The organism is Candidatus Enterococcus myersii, from assembly GCF_017316025.1.
In the GTDB taxonomy this organism is placed as follows: domain Bacteria; phylum Bacillota; class Bacilli; order Lactobacillales; family Enterococcaceae; genus Enterococcus_C; species Enterococcus_C montenegrensis.
The window spans coordinates 92,893-110,934 of sequence record NZ_JAFLVT010000015.1 but is presented as its reverse complement, the minus strand read 5'-3'; the positions used below and the strand labels follow the sequence as shown (position 1 = coordinate 110,934).

Annotated in this window: 16 protein-coding genes; 4 read left to right on the top strand and 12 right to left on the bottom strand. The window is 36.7% G+C overall.

Going from position 1 to position 18,042, the window contains the following annotated elements:
* Nucleotides 1–51: 51 nt before the first annotated feature.
* The 5 genes from JZO76_RS10810 to JZO76_RS10790 all read right to left on the bottom strand — a co-directional run bounded on the left by JZO76_RS10810 (nt 52) and on the right by JZO76_RS10790 (nt 7,868).
* Nucleotides 52–2,715, bottom strand: coding sequence for an HAD-IC family P-type ATPase (locus tag JZO76_RS10810; protein WP_206904152.1), 2,664 nt, complete (start codon nt 2,713–2,715; stop codon nt 52–54).
* A 458-nt stretch (nt 2,716–3,173) separates the two neighbouring features.
* Nucleotides 3,174–4,082: a YitT family protein gene (locus tag JZO76_RS10805; protein ID WP_242595868.1), complete on the bottom strand. Its 909-nt coding sequence runs from the start codon at nt 4,080–4,082 to the stop codon at nt 3,174–3,176.
* A 128-nt stretch (nt 4,083–4,210) separates the two neighbouring features.
* Nucleotides 4,211–6,556, bottom strand: a complete 2,346-nt coding sequence (locus JZO76_RS10800; protein ID WP_206904150.1) for an ATP-dependent DNA helicase — start codon at nt 6,554–6,556, stop codon at nt 4,211–4,213.
* A 181-nt stretch (nt 6,557–6,737) separates the two neighbouring features.
* Nucleotides 6,738–7,118 carry a phage holin family protein gene (locus JZO76_RS10795; RefSeq protein ID WP_206904149.1) on the bottom strand — a complete coding sequence of 127 codons (381 nt, stop codon included), beginning with the start codon at nt 7,116–7,118 and terminating at the stop codon, nt 6,738–6,740.
* Nucleotides 7,119–7,172: 54 nt separating this feature from the next.
* Nucleotides 7,173–7,868: a B3/B4 domain-containing protein gene (locus tag JZO76_RS10790; RefSeq protein WP_206904148.1), complete on the bottom strand. Its 696-nt coding sequence runs from the start codon at nt 7,866–7,868 to the stop codon at nt 7,173–7,175.
* A 138-nt stretch (nt 7,869–8,006) separates the two neighbouring features.
* Here JZO76_RS10790 and JZO76_RS10785 point away from each other — a divergent pair, with 138 nt between their 5' ends.
* From JZO76_RS10785 to JZO76_RS10775, 3 genes are all read left to right on the top strand, one after another.
* The gene (locus JZO76_RS10785; protein ID WP_206904147.1) at nt 8,007–8,639 is read left to right on the top strand and encodes an MBL fold metallo-hydrolase; all 633 of its coding nucleotides are present in this window, start codon (nt 8,007–8,009) and stop codon (nt 8,637–8,639) included.
* 48 nt (nt 8,640–8,687) lie between these two features.
* A complete protein-coding gene (locus JZO76_RS10780; protein WP_206904136.1) occupies nt 8,688–9,395 on the top strand; it encodes a histidine phosphatase family protein in 708 nt (235 codons plus the stop codon).
* Nucleotides 9,396–9,596: 201 nt separating this feature from the next.
* Nucleotides 9,597–10,430 (top strand): undecaprenyl-diphosphate phosphatase, encoded by an 834-nt coding sequence (locus JZO76_RS10775; RefSeq protein WP_206904134.1) that lies wholly within the window; start codon nt 9,597–9,599, stop codon nt 10,428–10,430.
* A 243-nt stretch (nt 10,431–10,673) separates the two neighbouring features.
* Here JZO76_RS10775 and JZO76_RS10770 read toward each other — a convergent pair whose 3' ends face one another.
* Together JZO76_RS10770 and JZO76_RS10765 are read right to left on the bottom strand one after the other, a co-directional pair.
* Nucleotides 10,674–11,297 carry a DUF47 domain-containing protein gene (locus JZO76_RS10770; RefSeq protein WP_206904132.1) on the bottom strand — a complete coding sequence of 208 codons (624 nt, stop codon included), beginning with the start codon at nt 11,295–11,297 and terminating at the stop codon, nt 10,674–10,676.
* Between the two features lie 21 nt (nt 11,298–11,318).
* On the bottom strand, nt 11,319–12,302 hold the full coding sequence (locus JZO76_RS10765) for an inorganic phosphate transporter (protein WP_206904210.1): 984 nt from the start codon (nt 12,300–12,302) through the stop codon (nt 11,319–11,321).
* A 242-nt stretch (nt 12,303–12,544) separates the two neighbouring features.
* Between JZO76_RS10765 and rpsT the strand changes: the two genes are divergently transcribed.
* Nucleotides 12,545–12,799, top strand: coding sequence for a 30S ribosomal protein S20 (gene rpsT / locus JZO76_RS10760; protein ID WP_071864692.1), 255 nt, complete (start codon nt 12,545–12,547; stop codon nt 12,797–12,799).
* A gap of 66 nt (nt 12,800–12,865) precedes the next feature.
* Here rpsT and holA read toward each other — a convergent pair whose 3' ends face one another.
* The 5 genes from holA to JZO76_RS10735 form a co-directional block, all read right to left on the bottom strand.
* The gene (holA, locus tag JZO76_RS10755; RefSeq protein ID WP_206904128.1) at nt 12,866–13,888 is read right to left on the bottom strand and encodes a DNA polymerase III subunit delta; all 1,023 of its coding nucleotides are present in this window, start codon (nt 13,886–13,888) and stop codon (nt 12,866–12,868) included.
* A gap of 43 nt (nt 13,889–13,931) precedes the next feature.
* On the bottom strand, nt 13,932–16,034 hold the full coding sequence (locus JZO76_RS10750; RefSeq protein ID WP_347401464.1) for a DNA internalization-related competence protein ComEC/Rec2: 2,103 nt from the start codon (nt 16,032–16,034) through the stop codon (nt 13,932–13,934).
* A 145-nt stretch (nt 16,035–16,179) separates the two neighbouring features.
* Nucleotides 16,180–16,665, bottom strand: a complete 486-nt coding sequence (locus JZO76_RS10745; RefSeq protein ID WP_206904125.1) for a ComE operon protein 2 — start codon at nt 16,663–16,665, stop codon at nt 16,180–16,182.
* 24 nt (nt 16,666–16,689) lie between these two features.
* Nucleotides 16,690–17,310, bottom strand: coding sequence for a helix-hairpin-helix domain-containing protein (locus tag JZO76_RS10740; protein ID WP_206904122.1), 621 nt, complete (start codon nt 17,308–17,310; stop codon nt 16,690–16,692).
* Nucleotides 17,311–17,417: 107 nt separating this feature from the next.
* Nucleotides 17,418–18,032, bottom strand: coding sequence for an HAD-IA family hydrolase (locus JZO76_RS10735; RefSeq protein WP_206904112.1), 615 nt, complete (start codon nt 18,030–18,032; stop codon nt 17,418–17,420).
* Nucleotides 18,033–18,042 lie beyond the last annotated feature (10 nt).

The window sequence follows — 18,042 nt, the reverse complement described above, 5'->3', positions numbered from 1 at the left end:
AAAGGTTACGCCTTTTATCTTTTTATCTTTACAAAAACAATTTCCAATTTTTTATTTAGCCTTATTTTTTATGCGTAATAATTTATCACATTCAGTGATAGCTAATATCATGACCCCGGCTGCCACAGCGATTCCCCATTCCAAAGGCGATAAAGCGGCTGTATAAAACCAGTTTTGCATAAATGGAAGATATGTTAGTGCAATCTGCAACAAAAGCATAGTTCCGCTAATCCAAAAGGCTTTGGGATTAGTAAAGAAACTTTTTGAAAAAAGTGGCGCTTTTGTTCGAATATTAAACAAGTAAAAAATCTTGCTTAAAACAACGATATTAATCATCATCGTACTAGCCACGACCCTCGTCACACCTTGCAAAAGCAACCATTCATATGAAATCAGGCTGATAGCTGCCACTAAAATCGAGACATAGCCCATTTGAAAAATGTCATGGCGATTAAATATTCGTCCCGTTGACTGCCTTGGTTTTCGTGTCATAATATTGGCTTCTGCCGGTTCAAAAATGAAGGCAAATTGAATCGTAATCGCTGAAACCATGTTAATCCAAAGCAACTGTGTAGGCTGTAGCGGCATATCTTTTTGCAATAATATTGTAAAGGCGATAATCAACCCTTCTGCAAAAGAAGTTGGCAACAAAAAGAGAATGCTCTTTTTGATATTGTCATAAATCCTGCGCCCCTCACGAATCGCAACTGCCATTGTGCCAAAATTATCGTCAGTTAAAATCATATCTGCTGAATCTTTGGCCACATCCGTTCCTTTTTTCCCCATTGCAACACCAATATTGGCTTTTTTTAATGCTGGCGCATCATTCACGCCATCTCCAGTCATCGCTGTCACCAAGCCATTTTTTTGGAGGGCAGCAACAATTTCCAATTTATTTTGCGGTGTCGTTCTTGCAAACACTTGATTTTCTACTACTGCTTGTTCTAGTTCTTGTGGGGACATTTGCTCTAATTGGCCTCCGGTGATAACTGAAACTTCAGGTGCCAAATTGAGCTTTTCTGCAATTGCTTTTGCTGTCAGCGGATGATCACCTGTAATCAATTTGACACTCACCCCAGCTTGATTCATTTCCTTTAACGCAGGTATCACCGATTCTTCTGGTGGATCGATAATGCCGGCAATTCCGAGAAAATAAATACCTTTGGTTAAAAGCTCAGGTGTAATTTGTGTAACCAAATTGCTCACAACTTGGTATCCAACCGCAACAACTCGTTTTCCTTGCTCAGTTAAGTTGGTTACCTGATTTGTCCAATAGTCCTCAGCAAATTTTTGTTTTCCATTGGCTTTTGCCATTAAAAACAATTTATCAGGGGACCCTTTGATAAATAAAATTCGCTGCCCATCTTTTTTCTCTACTAATTTAGCAATATATCGGTAATCTGAGTCAAATGGCAACATGTCAATTTCGGTATACTCTGTTTTTTTAGGGAAGGGAAATTGCTTATAATACAATGTTAAAAAGGCGCCGTCTGTTGGTTCGCCATTAATTTGCCAGCCAGCTTCATTATGCAAAACAGTATCGTTGGCTTCAAATCCCGCTTCTAAGAACAACTTTAATTCTTCATCTAGTTCGACAACTTGATTATCAGCGCTAAGAATAGCACCGGTGGGGTCATACCCATCTCCTGAGACTTTTAATTGACGTTTTGAAAAAATAATGTCCTTTACGGTCATTTCATTTTTGGTTAAAGTCCCCGTTTTATCGGTTGCAACCACCGCAACTGATCCTAATGTTTCGACAGCTGGAAGTGTTTTGACAATGGTATGATTTTTTTTTGCCATCTCATTTACTCCCATGGCCAAAACAACAGATGTCGTTGCCGGCAGTCCTTCTGGAATTGAGCCCACAATCATAGTCACCACCGCCAGTGTTAGAACCGAAATTGCATAGGTTTCTAACAGAAGACTTAGGATAAATAAAAGAACTGAAACGCCGATAATTACCCAAGTAATCCCTTTTCCCAGATTATCAATTTCTTTCATTAAAGGTGTCTTTTCACTTTTTGTTTGAGCTACTTCTGTTGAAATCTTTCCAATTTCACTGTTTGCACCAGTGGCAATAACAATTCCGATACCACTGCCCGCTGTGACTGCAGTTGAAGCAAAAGCTAAGTTGTTTCTTTCTGCTAGCGGCGTAGCAGCTTCACTGATTTGGTCCGCATTTTTTTCTACCGAATCAGCCTCTCCGGTCAATGAAGACTCTTTTATACGTAAATTGTCGGTTTCGACCATTCTTAAGTCGGCAGGAACATTATCGCCAGCTTCTAAAAAGACAACATCGCCTACCACCAATTTTTCAGCTGCGATGTCTTGCCGAATGCCATCGCGATAAACTGTCGCTTCTTGCGACAACAATCCTTTGATTTTTTCTAGTGCATCTGCAGCACTTGCCTCTTGGTAGTAGCCGATTAATACATTGACAATAACAACCACAGCAATGATAATCGCATCTGAAACATGTCCCATTAACAACGTCAAAACAGCCGCAAATAATAAAATGTAAATAATCATATTGTGAAATTGTCGCAACAGTAATTTCCATTTGGGAGTTTTCTGACTCGTTAACTGGTTCAAACCATCTTTTTGCAACCTTCTTTTGGCCTCATCCTCACCAAGACCTAATGCAACTTCTCGTACACCATATTTTTTTAATAGTTCTTGTTTTTCCAACTGAAAATCTTGATATTTTTCCATGTTTGTACTCCTTTATTTTTGAATAAACGACAAATAAGCCCCTCACAGACACAACGGTCAATGACGTGCTTTATTTTTTATTCAATTAAAAAGTAAGCCAAACAAACTAAAAACTTCTGCTCTCCCTCAGGTGAGTCGTCATCCAAAAATACCATCCCCTTTCATTAGCAAGTGAATAAATTTATTTTTTGCACATAAATTTATTTCCTACTTTCAAAATAGCATATGTTATAAAAAAAGAAAAAGTCTTTTTTAAAAAAAGTAGTAGGCTTCTTTTAATTTATATTTTTCTTAAATTTCTTAAAATTATTTTAGAATAATAAAAAAAACGAACGCTTCATTTAACCGTCACTTTCTTCTCACAAGTAAATTACTTAAAGAGAGTACGGATAGTTTGAACTGTTCGTTTACTTTTTATTTCACTTTATAGCTAACAATAGCTAACATTTTTAAAGGAATTATTTATGGCTTTTTTTCTTCGTCATTTTAATTTCAGGAAAGACTCCTGTTGCTTTAAACGTTCGTTGATCATCTTCACTAGCAAAACGTCCGATAATAGATTGTGTTGGTACAAAATCGACAAAAGCATTTTCATCCACTTCTAAAATTGCCTGCTCTAAATCATATAATTCATAACGGGTGACAACCATCATAATCATTTTGCCTTCCACCCCAGAATACCCTCCCATTGAAGGTAGTAACGTCATTCCACGAAAAACATGTTCTGAAATGTTCTGCCCGACTTCATTGGGTTTTGTTGTGATAATAAAAGCCGTCACTTTTTGATGACTTGTATGAATTGCATCAACGACGTGACTCATCGCATAAATAGAAATGATCGTATATAGTGCGCTCTCCCAGTTAAAAATAAAACCAGCAATCAAAACAATAATCCCGTTTAGTAACAACATAAAATTACCGACAGTTTTCCCGGTCGTGTTGGATAAAATAAGCGAAACGATATCTAAACCACCGGTAGTAAACCCAAATTTCAAAGACAGGCCACCACCGACACCTAATAAGACTCCACCAACAATGGCATTCATCAAGATATTATTTGTCACTTCTCCTTGTGGAATGATAATGGTGAATAAAGAAACACTAATAACATTCATAAAACTCCAAAATGTTGCGGCTTTCCCTAATTTTAAAAAGCCCACGACAAAAATTGGCACATTTAATAAGAAAATAAAAATCCCAGTATCAAAAGTGATACCTAAGTATTGTTGTCCTAATGAGACAACAATTTGTGCGACCCCGTTCATCCCTGCTGCTAAGACTTGTGCTGGGATTAAAAAGAAGTTCAGTGCCACCGCAGCGATTACGCCTGAGAGCAAAACAACTCCAATTTTTTTCATCATTTCCATTTGCAGGTGCTGCTGCCAAACTTTTGTCACTACCTTCAAACTCCTTTTTGTGATAATTTATTTCATATCAATTTTGACAATATCATTCCATTTCTAATATAGCAGTTGTTGCTGTTAATGCAATCATTTTAGCTATTTTTTTGTGCCCAAAAATGCAATAAATTTTGTTTTAGTTCCTGACGATTGTTAATTGACAGATAATGCTGCCAATGCGCCGGAAAAAGGGCCTTATAATCAGAATTTTCAAACCGTTGATCTACTAATAAAACCACACCATAATCATTTTGATCTCGGATGACACGACCGGCTGCTTGTAGGACTTTGTTCATCCCCGGCAGTCGATATGCATAATCAAACCCTTTTTTGCCACCGTAATAGTCTTTTAGTAATTCTTGTTCAGGATTGATTTGAGGCAGACCAACCGTTACCACCATACTGCCGATCAAACGAGTTGCTTTTAAATCAATTCCTTCTGAAAAAACACCACCGAGTACACAAAATGCAACTAAAGAAGTTTTAGGTGCAGCTACAAAGGCCGCTAAAAAGTTTTCCCGTTCTATTTCAGTTAATTCAGTATTTTGAATCATTACCTGTATGTTAGGATAAGTTTTTTTGAAATTTTCAGCTACTAAATCCAAATACGCATATGAAGGTAGGAAAACAAAATAATTGCCTGTTTTGGCTGTTGCCATCTCATAAATAGCCAAAATTAAATCTGGCAAGCTTTTTTCGCGATTTTTGTAAGTTGTCGGAATATAGTCCAATAAAAATAACCCTTGGTTTTCTTTGGGAAAAGGACTGGGCAAACGATAACGCAATGCCTCACTGCCTCCGCCTAAAACATCTTGATAGTAATCTAATGGTGTAAAACTGGCAGAAAATAAAACCGCTCCTTTCCCTTTTGCTAGCATTTGCTCTAAAAAGGGCGCCGGATCAAGACAAAATTGTTTTAAGGTAACATCGTGGTAGTTACGGGTAACTGTCGTGACATAATGATCGTCGTAAAGTTCGCTAATTTTAAGATAATTTAATACAGCAAAGTAGTAATTTAATGCGATTTCTTGGGCTTTGTCTTTCGGATTTTCGCCTAACCACTCTTGGAGTTTTTCAGAAACTTTATATAATCTTTTATTTAAAGTCTCGGCCGGTAGCGTTTGGGAGAAAAAAATATCATTTTTCTTTGTGACTGCTGTCTCAATTAGGCTAAACTCATCATCCAATGAAGTTAACGCCCGCCGTAATTTCCGCTCTTTTTTTGGTAGTAATGCTAGTAAATGTTCCCCGCTTTGCCGATTAATACTAGCAGAATACATTTCTCTTGAACGAGCGACTAGATTATGGGCTTCATCAATTAAAAAATAATAGTTTTCTTCTTCTTCAAAAAAGCGGCGCAAATACACAGTGGGGTCAAATAAATAATTATAATCCCCTACAATAACATCGCACCATAAACTAACATCAAGGGACAACTCAAAAGGACAAAGGGTATGTTTTTTCGCGTATTTTTCAATAATTGGTCTAGTAATTTGATTTTCGTGATGCAATAAGTCCCATAAACCTTCGTTAATGCGATCGTAATACCCGTTAGCAAAAGGACAGTGCTCTGGGGTGCAGTTGCGTTCCGTCAAAAAACAAATTTTATCTTTGGCAGTGAGTGTAACACTTTTTACTTGGGCGCCTTTTTCACCACTAAGGGATTTTAAGGCGTCTTCTGCTACTTGGCGGGTAATGGTCTTTGCTGTTAGATAAAAAATGCGGTCGTTGTCTTCTTCTCCTAATGCCTTTAAAGCTGGAAAAAGTGTTGAAATCGTCTTACCGGTACCTGTGGGTGCTTCAACAAAAAGCCGCTGTTGTGTTTTTAAGGTTTTATAGGCTGCAACAGCTAGCTCTCTTTGCCCAATCCGAAATTCATCATAAGGAAATTGCAAAAGCTGTAAGGATGTATTGCGAACTCTACGCCAGTTGTTTTGAAATTCTAACCATTTTTGGTACTCGTTGGTTAAATCGCAAAAAAAATCAGCCAATTCTTCCAACTGGAATTGGCGAATTTCTTTTGTAATTTTCTCTTCAATTGTTTGAAAATACGTTAACTGAACACTAATTGTCGTTAATTCTTGTTGTAAAGCGTAAATATAAGCATAAACCATACCTTGATAAAAGAATAATTCTTTTTGTTCCGGCGGTAATTCCTCAAAAGGTGTTTCAGATGTTTTAATTTCATCAATCACATAGCCTACCTCATTGGAAAATAGTCCATCCGCACGCCCTTCTACTGTAAGTTCGTCATTATTTATTTTAACAGTCTGCTTTAAAAAGACTTCTTTTTGATAGTCGTCTCCGGCAGCTTTTTGCAGACGGCGGTGAATTTTGGCACCTTCTTGGGCTGTATGACTACTTGTATGACGACTATCTATACTCCCTTTACGCAAAATAAAGGTCACTAGCTTTCTAACTGAAACTCTCACACTTTGCAAAGGCTCACCTCCCAATAATTTAAGTCATCTTTTTAAAATACAACTCAATTTAACAGAAATTAAAAACCAAAACAACTGGAAGCTGACTTTTCTATTAGGGCTATATAGGTCTTTTAAAAGCCAAAAAGCCATGACACTTTTGTCACAGCTTTTTTAAGTCAATTCATTTATTTTGTGGTTTTTATTTGCGTTTCCATAATGCAACGATTTCGGCCAAAAACTTTGTAAAGATCGTCATATCAAAGCCAAGTTTACGATAGTTTTCAAAAATAGATTCAATTTCTAAACATAAGTAGCCTAAATAAAAGACCCATAACATGGCGACACCCGTTTTAGCTGGCAAAATAAAGGCGACTGGAACAAAGAACAGTAACAATAACATGCTTGCCAGTTTTCGAATAATCCCATTAATGCCAATCCGAGAAGATATCGCCCCTTTGATTTTAGCCACTACCATACCACTAAAAAAGTCAAAAATCATCGCAATTGCTAAAACTGCTACTACATTAAAAATCCCTGTACCTTGCAAATACAATAAAAAATGCCAAAACTCTTGATACATCTTCTTCTCCCCCCTTCATTATAACAACGAAGAAAGCAGCAAAGATGTCAAAAATTATTCAAAAAAAGTGTCATCTTTTTGCGTAACAACAGCAATTTCATAAGCTGATAAAGGACATATTTTTTTAATATTTTCACAGACTCTTTTTAATGCCGCGATTCGTGAAGGGACATCGGTATTGGCATTTCCTTGCATGATTAATAATAGGTTTTTCGTCTTTGGTGTGATTTTATAAGCTTCGCCATCACGGGCATCAAGATACGCCATCACGCCTTTTTGATCGCGATAAATTATATCTCCTACGCTAACTTGTTTTTCATTAGAGCCAATTGGAAAAAAAACGGTCGCTTCATAGGCTCGTGTAAATTCAACAAATTCAGTAATGGTATCAAAATCATGGGCACCAATGGCCAAAAATGAGTGCAGTGCTTCTGCATTGTATAAATCTACAATACTATTTACCCGCGGCATACTTCCACGTCGCTGAATATTTTTGATCAAGGCTTCTGCTGTGGGGGGATTTTTTTTTACACTCTGACCGATTGCTTGCATCTTGGCACGATAACCCGCAATAACTGAATGAACACGAATCGCCTCTCGATCATAATTTGCCGCTAATTCTTCACTTGCGGTAATATAGTTTTCCAACTCTTTGGTTAACGGAACATCTGGTGTAACATTTGTTACTTTTGCTAGTACGATGGCTGTCATACCTAATTGAACTAAACTATCCCTCAGATAAAATTTCATCTTTTTTCTACCCCCACTGCAACTTTTTTCTTTTATCATAGCATATTTATACAAAGGGCTACTTCAGACATCTCCCTTTGTTTGTTTTTGTTCTTTACGCTATACTGAAGGAGACAAATGTTGTTTGGAGGCGAAGAAATGGAAATTATCAAAATTCCAACCGGGGCAATTCAAGAAAATTGCTATTTAGTAGCTGATAAAGAAAATCTTTTAATTATCGATCCCGGTGCGGATGGTCCAATTATTATCCAAGAAATAGAAAAGTTAAAGGCAAAACCGGTAGCAATTTTATTGACCCATACCCACTATGACCACATTGGAGCTGTCGATGAATTACGCGATTACTACAACATTCCTCTTTATGTTAGTCCCTTAGAGGCAGATTGGTTGCAAGATCCGATTATGAATCTTTCTGGCCTGGGAAGACACGATGAGCTGGAAAACATTCTTGTTGCACCAGCAGACTTTTTATTTGAATTAAAAGAATACACGCTAGGCGGTATGACTTTTGAGGTTGTGGCAACTCCGGGTCATTCCATTGGGAGTGTTAGCTTTATTTTTGATTCTTTTGTTATCAGTGGCGATGCCTTATTCCGTGGCAGTATCGGGCGTACCGATTTACCAACAGGCAATCTTGAACAGCTATTGACCAGTATCAAAACAGAACTTTTTACTTTACCAGATGAATTTCCCGTCTATCCGGGTCATGGTGAGGCAACTACTGTTGAACGCGAAAAAAAATCCAATCCGTTTTTTCTAGCAACACGTTAGAATTTACTATTTTACTAAAAGTTAAAGAATTAAAAAGGAGATTTCAAGATGGAAAAAGTTGAACTTTATGTTATTCGTCATGGCAAAACAATGTTTAATGCACTGCAAAGAGCACAAGGATGGTGTGACACTCCCCTAACGGAACAAGGCGCCCAAATGATTCATTATTTAGGTCTTGGTTTAAAAGAAACAGACTTCGTTGAAGCTGTCTCCAGTGATTCTGGCCGCGCAATCGAAACAATGCGGATCGTCTTAGGTGAACATAGTGATGGGAATAAAATTCCTTACTCGATAGACAATCGCATCAGAGAGTGGTGCTGGGGTTCTTTAGAAGGTGGTTATGATTCTGAAATGTGGGGTGTTTTGCCTCGAGTTTTAAACTTTAAAGACAGCGAAGAAATGTGGGAAACTAACATTTCATTTGAAAAAATTGCTGAAGCTGTTAAAGATGCCGACACTGCTAATTGGGCAGAAGATTTTGAAACAATTAAAAATCGCGTACTTTCTGGTTTTGAAGATATTGCACATCGCGTGCAAAAAAAAGGTGGCGGCAAAGCTGTCATTGTTTCCCACGGCTTCACGATTGCCTTTTTACTCAATTTAATCGACGAAACACAACCGGTTCGGGTCGATTTGCAAAACGGGAGTGTCACTCGGTTAACTTATGACGAAAATGGCAATTTTTCCATCGAAGAAGTCGGTTCTACTAATTTTATTGAAGAGGGCAAAAAGATTTCAAAAAACCTTCTAGCTTAAACGTTTAATTCAATAAGTTTTTAAAAAAATATTTTCCCTTTAGACAGTCCGTCAAAAAATTTTGCGGATTGTCTTTTTTTTATAAAAGACTCAATAAAGCAATTGGTTTTCCAAAAATTTAAGGGTATACTAGAGCCTGTAATCTTTTTATGGCGCTTAGTGCCAACTACAAACTTATCAAGTTAAGAAAGGAATGAAAGCATGTTTTTGCTTAACATTTTAAAAGCGATTATTCTAGGAATCATTGAAGGAATCACAGAATGGTTGCCAATTAGTAGTACTGGACACTTAATTTTGGCTAATGAATTTATCAAGCTGCAAGAATCAGAAGCCTTTATGACAATGTTTAACGTTGTGATTCAATTAGGTGCAATACTTGCGGTTATCTATCTTTACTTTAATAAATTGAATCCTTTTTCTCCTCGTAAAAGTGAGATTGAGAAAAAAGATACTTGGAATCTTTGGTTTAAAGTTGTTGTAGCCGTTATTCCATCAGTTATTATCGGATTACCTTTAGATGATTGGTTAGATGCACATTTCCATAAGTTTTTCCCAGTCGCATTGATGCTGATTATTTACGGGATTGCTTTTATCGTGGTGGAAAAGCGCAACAAAAATGTAACACCAAAATGTACAGATTTAAATAAATTTACTTACAAAGCAGCATTAATCGTCGGGATGTTCCAAGTATTATCATTAGTGCCTGGTACTTCCCGCTCTGGTGCGACAATCTTGGGTGGTATTTTAATCGGGGCTTCTCGTTTTGTTGCCACCGAATTTTCTTTCTTTATGGGAATTCCTACGATGATTGGTGCCAGTGGTTTGAAAATTGTAAAATTTATTATGCATGGCAACAGTTTTAGCTTCCAAAGTACAATTGTATTATTAGTTGGTACTGCCGTATCTTTCATCGTTTCAGTATTAGCAATTAAATTTTTAATGAACTACATCAAGAAAAACGACTTTACCATTTTTGGCTGGTACCGAATTATTTTAGGGGTTATCTTAATTGGTTATTGGCTAATCGCAATGTAATTTTTTTTCATTGAACAAAACAAAAGGTGTGGCATCAAAGCGATGCCACACCTTTTATTTATAACTTAGCAAAATACCTCGTCATTTACTAAAAAAGACACCGCTAAAAATAAACGTGTTTGCTATAAAAATAGCTAGATGAAACTTTTACGTTATTGAAAAATAACAGCTTAGCAGGTCAACGTAAATTTTTTTGTTTAAAAAAGGTGCGGACAAGTCATAAAACTTGCCCGCACCTTTTCATTAAGTATTTTTAATTACCATGCCGTCAATAATATCCACAGCATCTTCACTAGCATTAACGATTTGTTCCAAACGATCATAGACGTCTTTCCATTTAATAATTTCTAAAACGTCAGTTTCTTCGGTAAACAAGCCTTTTTTCAATTCAGAATATAGGCGGTCAGACTCTGATTCAACCTGATTTACTTCATCAATCATTTTCTTCAAAGTTTTTGAATGTTTAAACTTCGGAAATTCTAGCATCGCCGTATGAACTCCGTTTGTTGCTGTTAAAACCATTTTAGCAAATTCATCTGTTTGTGGACGCATTTTAGTAATAGCTAAGTTTTCAAAAAGATAAGTCAAGGCATTAATCCCGTCTAAAATATCATCGATTCTTTCTGCTATAATCAAAATATCTTCCCGATCAATAGGGGTTATAAATGCATCATACAATTCATTAGTCAGCTCCGTCACAATGCGGTCGCCTTCTTTTTCCAAATCATGAATTTTCTCTGCCTCTAATGTTAGCGTTTCTGCAGAATAATTTTTTACCAATTGCACTAACACTTCTGCTGCATCCGCTGCATTTTGGGTCAAATGTGCCATTGCACCTAAAAAATCATATTGTTTTCTTCGTGCCATTGTATAAGCTCCTTATCTAAATTAAAAGATTGCAACAAATAATTTCGCCATTAAATAGGCAATTAAACCACAACCTGGAAATGTCATTACCCAGGCAAAAATCATTTCTTTTACAATCCGCCAATCCACACTGGAAAGTCGTCTTGATGCGCCTACGCCCATAATAGCAGTCGTTTTAGTATGGGTAGTGGAAACTGGAATACCAAAGACTGAAGCTAGAAATAAAACAATTGCTGCACTTACGTCAGCAGAGAAGCCTTGATATTTTTCTAGTTTCACCATATCCATTCCGACCGATTTAATAATTTTCATACCACCAACGGAAGTTCCAATCCCCATCGTGATCGAACATAACGCCATTACCCATAGTGGAATGGTAAAACCACCACCAGTTTTTTCGGCCAAATTGTTATAGTAAAGGCCTAACATAAAGACTCCCATAAATTTCTGTCCATCTTGAGCGCCATGTAAAAAGGCATTGGCTGCCGCTGCAATAGCTTGGCCGACAGTAAAAAACTTGTTGGCTTTTCTTCTTGGAACATCGCGAAAAATAAGCGCAATGAGCTTAGTAATTAAATAGCCACCACCAAAACCTAAGATTGTAGACACGACTAAACCAATTAACACTTTAATCCACTCTTGTCCATTAACGGCACCAAGACCGCCTAAAGCCATTGCAGAACCAGTTAAACCAGCAATTAACGCATGGGATTCACTGGTGGGAATACCAAAATACCAAGCCGCGACTGCCCAGACAACAATTGAAAAAAGTGAAGCTGCCAGTGCTACTTGTGAGGCGCCGATATTCCCTTGGGCGTCAAAACTTACAATATTACTGATTGTTTCTGCAACTTGTGCATTAAAATAAGTCATCACTAATGCGCCAAGAAAGTTCATAATTACCGCGATCCAGATTGCCACGTTTGGTTTTAGAACCCGTGTAGAAACAGCCGTCGCAATGGCATTGGGTGCGTCAGTCCATCCGTTGACAAAAATAACGCCCATTACCAGGGTAATCGTTACAACTAATGCTATACTCAAAAAATTACACCACCAAAAAGCAGATTTGTTTTTTTACGTTAGTATCATAGCATATTTCATTTTTGTTTGCGCTATTTTTTTAACTTTTTCTGTTAAGTAAAATTTCTTTACAACTTTTATTGCATTGCTTACAATGTTTGGGTATAATGATTAGTGTTGATTTGTATGACTTATCATGCAAAACTTTTTATTCGGAGGTGAAACTTATGCCAAACATTGAATCTGCAATCAAACGCGTGAAAACTAGCACTGCTGCTAACGCTAAAAATTCATCTCAAATGAGTGCTGTGCGTTCAAGCATCAAAAAATTCGAACAAGCTGTCGAAGCTGGTGCCGACAACGTAGAAGCTTTGTATAAAGAAGCTAGCAAAGCGATCGATATGGCCGAAACTAAAGGCTTGATCCACAAAAATAAAGCTAACCGCGATAAAGCTCGTTTAAGCAAAAAAATCGCTAAGTAGTTTCAAAAAGCGTTGAAGTTAATTCTTCAACGCTTTTTCTTTTACTTATTAAGTTTGGCAAAATTTTTATCGCGCGGTTTTTAAAACAAAAAGTTGGAATAAAAATTCTTTATCCATCTGGCCCGTTTTAACAAGATAATCATTTTCGACTAATTCATCAAACAGCGTCATAAGCTGTTTTTCATCGTATTTTTTTACTTGCTGCATGGCCAATTTTACACGATAAGGATGTACCTTTACCGTCTGGGCAATGTTGGCTTGTTGATAGCCCGCCTTCATCAATATTTTAGTCTGTAACAACAGGCGCACCTGCCCGATTAAAATAGCGTTGATTTTAATCGTCTCTTCTCCTTGTAGATGTAAATCTTCATATATCCGTAATGCTTTGTCGGCATTACCTGCTAAGACATTTTCTGTCAATTCAAAAATATTATTTTCCAAAGATTGTGGCACCAACTGTATAATCACATCTTTTGTTAAAGACGCACCCGTTGCCCCGTATAATAATAATTTATCCAACTCTTGCATTGCTTTGGTTAAATCCATTTCTGTAAGTTGCATAAAAGTATCAAAAGCCTGGCGGTCTAACTGAATGTTTGCAGCCGCTAGCGTCTGGCGCACATAACGCTGTACGTCTTGTTCTTTTAAAGGTTGTACATCGATTACAACCGCCTGTTTTTTTAACAACTTGGTGACCTTTTTACGTTCGTCTAATTTTTCATAAGGCGCAATCATAACTACGACACCACTTTGCGCCGGATCGGTTAAATAGCTCAAAAAATCTGTTAAGTCTTGTTCAATCACATTACTCTTTTTTTCTGCAGTCAAAAACAACGGATTTTCAGCAATGATTAACCGTTTATCTTCTAAAGAAAACAAAGACGGTGCTTGCGCTTCTGCCACGACTAAATTTAAAGGGTCCTGCTCCAAGTCAAAATAAACCAAGTCTAAATCATCTTTTTGTAATTGCAGTCGCTCCATAAAAGCGTGCTTGATGCGATCTTGCAAATAGCTTTCGGTCCCTAAGATAAGATATAACGGTGCCAGTGGTTTTTCTTTAATTGCTTGTAATGCTTCTTGGGCTTTCATTTTTTTCTCCTTACAATGACTCTTTTTTACATCCTAACATTTTCTACTGCGGAGGGCTAGCAGATTCTTGAACGGTTTTGGGCGTTGCGACAGGTTCTAAAAAGCCCCAAGAATAATAAATCATCCCTTGTTGATCGGTGCGAAAAGTTGTGACTTGCTGTTTGTTTAGTGTTTCTAAAACTTCCTGATGCGGATGATTAAAACGATTATTTAAGCCACAGGAAACAATAGCGGATTTTGGTGCCACCTCTTGAATAAAGATAGGCGAAGATGAGGTTTTACTCCCGTGATGTCCTAACTTTAATACATCGCTTTTTAAATTTTGGTATTTTTTTAGCAGCTGTTTTTCTCCAGCTTGATCTAAGTCTCCAGTCAATAAAAAGCGTTGCTTTTTTATTTGAGTTTGCAAAACAAGGGAGTCTTCATTTTCCCCTTTGCTTTTGAGGGGGGCAAAAACACGTAACGGAAAATAACCGATGACAGATGCTGCCCCAGAAAGCAGTTTTAAATCTGTTTTTTTGGGCAACTGATTTAAAGACTTTGCAATATTTGGCTGTTTTTCACTTCCTGCACCTAAAACTAACTCCTTTACATCAAAATCTTCCAATACGACATCTAAGTCTCCCATATGATCACTGTCACCATGGGTAATAATTACCCTATCAATTTTTTTAATCCCGCAAGCTTTTAAAAAAGGTACCAGTGTATTTTGGGCATTGCTGTTTTGAATTTTCTGCTGCCATTTCTCTTGTGGAAAAAGCACTTTTCCACCTGTATCCACTAAAATTACTTCCCGGTTAAAGGGTGCTTTAAAAACGATCGCATCGCCTTGACCGACATCCACAAAAGCTACCATTAAAGGAAACGTCACGCGATTAATTAAAAATGGAAAAAAAAGCAGTAAAATAGCTAGTTTTATTTTAGAAAATTTCTTTTGGTACAGATAAATCCCTAAAAAAGTTAGTAAAAAGACATATAACGGCGGTACCCAGCCAATTGGTAAAGTAAAATGAACGGTATTTGCCAAAAGACTTTCAAAGAGAAAAATAAATTTTTCAAATAAATGAATCAGAAAGTCAAACGAAATAACAAATGTACTGACTATAATCACCAGTCCTACTGGTAATAAAAAAAATTTGAACACTGGTAATAAGGTGACAGTTAAAAAACCGCCCAACAATGGCCATTCATAAAAATAAAAGCAAATTAACGGTAATGCCAAAAGGGTTAACCAACTACTCGTTTTAAAGTCTTTTAGCTTACCTTGCTCATTGACTGTGATAACCAATAAAAGCGACATCATAAAGGATAATTGCCCGCCAGTCTGGAAAATTAGTAACGGCTCTTTAAATAAACATAGCAAAAGAACAATACCAAATTTATCCATTGGTGATAAGACAATCGGCAAAAATTTTATTAATAGATTTAGGATAAAAAGCAAAGTTGCTCGCCAGATTCCAACGCTTCCACCTGTCAAAAGGAGAATAAACACAGCAAAAATAAGGACTGGCAGCAGACTTTCTTTTAACGTTAGCCTTAAGCATTGCAATAAACCTAACCATGCCCCTAAAAAGATATGCACATGCATACCTGAGATACTAAAAAAATGCAAAATACCACTTGGTGATAATGTGCCCTGCGTTTGTTTAAAGTCTTGATCTTTATAGCCAAAAAATAATGCCCCAAGATAAGCACTCGTTTTTTGTGGCAGCTTCCTCTTTAGCTGGCGAATAAAAAAAGCACGCACTTGATCCCAGGTGAAAGTTTTTTTAGCGTGCCAATTAATTTTTTTGCTATTTAACACACCACAATAACCATGGCTTCTCAAATACTTTTGTTGATTAAAGCCGGCTAAATTCCGCTGCCCTCTTCCTTTTGTAAACGTGCCAAAAATAGTAGCGTAGTTTTGCTGAAGGTCTTTATTTACTATCTGCTTTTTTTCTGTCTCACTTTGAAAAGTATAATAACAGCTAAAAACTTCGCCACGTTGATTTTCGCCATGAAAACTCAAATTATCCCCATTAATTTTTAGACTATCTGCAGAAACTTTTAAAATAAACTCCTGTTTTAATGTATAATCATGATCAATTTTATCTAAAGTTGTCAGCAGCCGTGGTACGATAAAAAGACTGCAGAACCCAATCACAAAAACAAGTTTGAACTGGCGGCTGCAGCAAAAATAGACACAATATAAAAACAGTATTAAAAATAGCAGTGGACAATTTAAATAAATACCACAGATAATAAGAACCATCGCAAGACTCGGGATAATCCAGCGATTAGCTAAATCGTTAATCAGTTACTTCGTTTAAAGAACCAAAAGAAAGTTTTTGAAAATATTCAGGATCTAAGTCAACTTTTTGGGCGGTTGCTCCCACTTGTGCAATTAATTCAATCGCATATGGATCATTACGATAATCGTGTAAGTAGTAGATTTTTCGAATACCTGCTTGTAAAAGCGCTTTGGTACATTGCAGACAAGGAAAATGCGTTACATAAACCTCTGCTTGATCTGTGGAAATGCCTAATTTCGCGCATTGCAATAATGCATTCATTTCCGCATGAATGGTGCGAATACAATGGTTATCTACCACATAACAACCATCATCGATGCAGTGAACATCACCACTAACTGACCCGTTATAACCTCCTGCAATAATGCGTTTATCTTTTACTAATGTTGCCCCAACTTCAAGACGGGTACATGTACTGCGTAATGCTAAAAGTACCGCTTGTGCCATAAAATATTGGTCCCAAGGGATTCTTTGATCAGCCATAGCGTTGCTCCTTTATTATTTTATTTATATTGTAATCGATGCACGTAATTTTTCAACCGTCTTTTCCCCGATTCCTGAAACTTCTTTTAGCTCTTCTATTGATTTAAAACTTCCATTTTCTTCCCGATACGCAATAATTGCCTCCGCTTTTTTTTCGCCAATGCCTGAAAGTGTTTGTAACTTGGTTAAATCTGCGGTATTAATATTGACCATTTCTGAATTGGAAGTTGCCTGTTTACCGACGCTAAAATCATTACCAATACTGACAGACGTTGATTCTTTTTGATTTGGTACATAAACCATCTGTTGATCTTGTAATTTTTGGGCCAAATTAATTTCTTTTTGCAGGGCACATTTAGTAAATCCGCCAGCTACTTGAACAAGTTTTTGCATCCTAGAATCCATAGGTAGTTCATACACCCCTGGTTTTGCGACCTCTCCTTTAATATCAACTGTAATTGTCTTTACTTTTGTTTTACTTTCCTTTGTCTGTTCAATTTGACTACTCGAGTCCAAAGGTAACGACGCCCATGACTTTTTTTCATTTTGTTTTTGCCAGATAAAAAGCCCGCCGATAAGCAACAAGACAGACAAAACTGCACCAACTAGTATCACTCGTGTTTTGTGTTCATAAAAAAATGCCATCTTCTTCCTCCTTTCACAATTATTTACGCAAAAGAAATAAAAAAACTGCAATAATTTCTAAATAAAAAAATCGTGAAAACCAGCTTTAGCTAATCTTCACGATTTTTCTATTTTGTAATGAGATTTTGTAACTGATTAAAATCAGTAACGTAGTAATCTGCGGGGATATTTTTTAATAAGCCTTCATTATCAAAAAAGATGGTTTTTAAACCAGCCTGTTTACCCGCAGCAATATCTAAAAGGCGATCACCTACCATCACCGTTTGCATTTTTATTAACTGATATTTGGCAAGCAAATAAAGCAAAGCCTCTGGATTCGGTTTTCTTGCAAAATTATTTTCTTCGCCGACAATTTCAACAAAAAAATCAGTCAATTGGTAATAGGCCAATAATTTTTTGGTGGATGCGACAGTTCGATGGGTCATAATAAAATTTTGTCCACCCTGCTCTTTTACAGCCGATAACATTTCTCTTACGCCTTTAAAAGGATGCGGCCATTTATCCATCTGATCTTCATATTGATGAAATCGCTTGGAAAAATCAACAAAGTCTAAGTCATAGCCTTCAGTGACGGCTTTTGAAGATTTTTCTTTTAGAAGACGATAAATTTCTTCTTTTGGAGGATTTAGACCTTCTTCTTGCAAAACTTTTAAAATAGCTTTTAACATATTGGGGTACGTATCAAATAAAGTACCGTCAAAATCCCAAATAAAATCTTTCATTTTCATCAAC